Here is a 3,105-nt window from a genome sequence, read left to right as displayed (position 1 = left end):
CGAATGCTGTAGTGAACCCACCATCGCATTCGCTGGCAAGCCAGCTCCCACAGGAGGCGCGTCTCTCCTGAGCCTGTTCTCCAAATCTCCCTTCGGCTCAGGTATCCACCCAGGAATTGTTACTGCCGATCCGGGCAATCCGGTTCAGTGGCAGGTAGTGCCTTTTCGCCGTCTCGAACGCCTCCAGATCGATGAACGGCGCCGCATTGAAGTTCGGCACCACATAGAAATTGTTGACCTCCCTTAGTACCCGCAGCACAGGCAGCTCACGCATGACCACATCGGTCAGCATGGCCGGCCCGGTGAGGCGGTTGAGGGTGGCGCTGTAGTGATGGAAGGCCGCCGGATCCAGGGTGCGGTCGGGGCGGTGGTTGTAGAAGTCCGGCATCGCCTCGTAGCGCAGACGCAATTCCTCGGTGATCGCCAGCAGTGTCGGGTTGCCGGGATGGCTGCCGATCATGCTGCCATTGAACTGGGTGTTCATGCCGAGCAGTTCGTTGGACAGCGGCGGATGCAGCAGCAGGCCGTTGCTGGTGGTCTTCAGCGGCAGGCTGCGCAGCGACTCGCCGTACTCCTCGTGGCGCACGCCAGCGATGGTCATGGTGCGCAGGCCCTCGGCCAGCAGCGTGTCGTCCACATCCATGTACAAGCCACCCTCATGGAACAGCAGGTGGTAACGCAGCACATCGGAGGCGGAAGAGAAGTTGCGCGCCAGCCCGCCATTGCCGTCGATCGCCGCCTGGTACTGGCTGAACCCCGGAGTGCGGGTAAACGCTTCGTAGACCGGCTGATCTTCCAGCGGCAGCACCTCCAGGGTCGGGGCTCGTTCCCTGAGCAGGCGCAGGTTGCGTTCGAACGCCTCGGGCCAGGTCCGTGAGAGATAGAAACGGTAGCTGAAGCCCGCTTCATGCAGGCGCTGGGCATTGTTGGCGATATTGGCCAGCAACTCCTCGCCGAGGGTCCGGTCGCCCAGCCAGACGCTCATGGCATGGCTGGGAATCCTGCCCAGGCTGTCTTCGGGCAGTGGCCGGGGGATCTCCACCGGCAAGGACAAGTCGACACCCAGCGCGCGCAGGCTGGCAGTGCGGGTGCCATGGTCGATCTCGCGGTCTGGCGGTGCCGGCACCAGGCCGCGCCGGCCGGCCTGGGGGATGTAGGCGGGTGGGTCGATCTCGTTGAGGTCCGAGGCGCAGTAGAAGGCGTCGTTCTCCAGGTCGTAGACCACGTCGGTGAGATAGCCGTTGACGCTGGCCCGCAGCATGTCCGGGCGCCCGTCGTAGCGCGGCGTGCGGATGATCGCGCCGGCGGTGGCGGCATCGCCACCGTTGAGCGGGGCGATGTCTTCAGGAATATGGAAATAGTCGAAGACCGGATCCTCCGCCAGCCGTGGCGGCACCAGCGGGCTGAGGCGGTAGCCCAGGCGACCGTTGAAATACCCCGGAACCACGAACTCCGGCGCGTGGGCACGGAACAGCGCGCCGGCCTTGCGTGCGCCCTCGAGCAACAGGGGTTGCGCGTTGAACAGGCCGTAGGTGGCAATTTCGACATTGTCGACCTGCTCGGCGATGGTCTTGCCGTAGATCGCCTGGTCCAGGGCCAGGCCGAACTGGGCCAGGCTGGTGGCGGCATACAGCAGGCCCAGCTCCGGCACCACCAGGACCAGCGGGCCGAGCAGGTTGGTGGTGCAGATCAGGTACTCGCGCCAGCGCGCCTTGCGCACATCGCCGCGGGTGGTGATCAGCGTGTCGGCGTCGCTCAGGGTGCGCAGGCGCTGGCGTTCGGTCAGCTCGGCGAACAGATCCTCTTGCAGCACCCGGCTGTAGCGCTCTGCGCGATAGTTGACATAGTCCGCCGGGTTCCAGCGTCCTTCGCTGGTGAAGCCCGGACGATCCGGCGCCAGGTGATGGATGGCGGGGTAGGCTGCGAGGCCTTCGAGGGCCGTGCGCAGGCCACTGAAGTCGAGACCGTCGGGCAGGTCGGCGAGGGCGAAATGGCGGGCCAGTGCCTCGCGGGTCTCGGCGCTCCGGCACTGCCGGGCAATCCACTGCTGCAGCGCTGCTTCATCGGCGAAACCGTGCAGCGGCGAGGCGTTGCCGGGGATGTAGAGCAGCACCCCTGGCGCCTGCTCGTCCTGGAGCTGGATCAGGTCGGTAGCTGCATAGCCGTAGATATTCAGCGGTCGGGCACGAAAACCGGGGCTACGTGGTAGCAGCTCGGCCGCCTGCCAGGCCAGGCGGCGACTTGGCTCGTCGATCGAGCCTTCGAGGACCTGCTGGTTGCAGGCGGCGATGAACGCGGTCTTCGCCAGCAGGCGATGGCCGCTTCGCACGGCTTGCCAATACTGTTCCAGCCGGGCCTTGTAGTGGGTGTGGAAATCCAGGTCCCAGATAAAGGCCTGCAGGGTTTCGATCGGTACGTCGATGCGCGTTTGCGGGCCATATTGCTGCGGCTCGCTGCGGCGGAACAGGCCGTTGTACACGGCGAAGCTGCTGCCTGACTGATTCCAGGCGGGGGCCTGCAGGCTGTCGACCAGGGTGATGGGGCCCGGCAGATCCCCGCCCCAGGGGTGCTGGATCAGCTTGTCCAGCCAGTCGTTGGCCGACTCGCCCTGCCAGTTGCTCAGCATGGCCTCGGTGAGGCTGAGCTTCTGCACCACCACGCCTTGCCAGCCGCGTTTCGCCGACCATTGGTAATGCAGGGTCACCACGTCGACCTGTTCCGGGTCGAGGTCGAGCCCGCGGGACGCGCTCCAGCGCCGTAGCGCGTCGTTGGCGGCCTGGTCGGGGCGGGGGAAATGGCTCAGGTGTTCGCGGGCAAAGTGCCTGCCTTGCGCGTTGATCGGGGATTGCCGCATGGGGAGCTACCTTCGTGGGCGGATGGGCCGCAGAAGGTAGGTTCTTGTCGGGGTGGGGCAGTGTTAGTTATCTATCGGCAACGGGTGAATGGCGTTGCTGCATGTGCTGGAGTGGACTGATCCGCTTCCCGGAAAACACCCGGCCGCCTCCCACAGGTTCCTGTGTCGGAGCTGGATCATGCGACTGGCCCGGAATCCTGTGGGAGTCGGCGTTGCCGACGATGAGGCCATCAGCCTCGACATCGATCTTG

At 65.5% G+C, this 3,105-nt stretch carries 1 protein-coding gene; it reads right to left on the bottom strand.

Translation table 11 applies throughout. The features are described 5' to 3' along the window. Window positions 1-97: 97 nt before the first annotated feature. On the bottom strand, window positions 98-2,854 hold the full coding sequence (locus ACODSK_RS32500) for a dermonecrotic toxin domain-containing protein (RefSeq protein WP_489022245.1): 2,757 nt from the start codon (window positions 2,852-2,854) through the stop codon (window positions 98-100). Window positions 2,855-3,105 lie beyond the last annotated feature (251 nt).

Source organism: Pseudomonas sp. FG98 (assembly GCF_057808595.1).
Note: the sequence above shows the minus strand (reverse complement) of the source record. Positions and strands in the feature narration are given on the sequence as shown.

Excerpts from the sequence above, each read along its gene's own strand:
- ACODSK_RS32500 (WP_489022245.1), bottom strand. The coding sequence starts at position 2,854 with ATGCGGCAATCCCCGATCAACGCGCAAGGCAGGCACTTTGCCCGCGAA.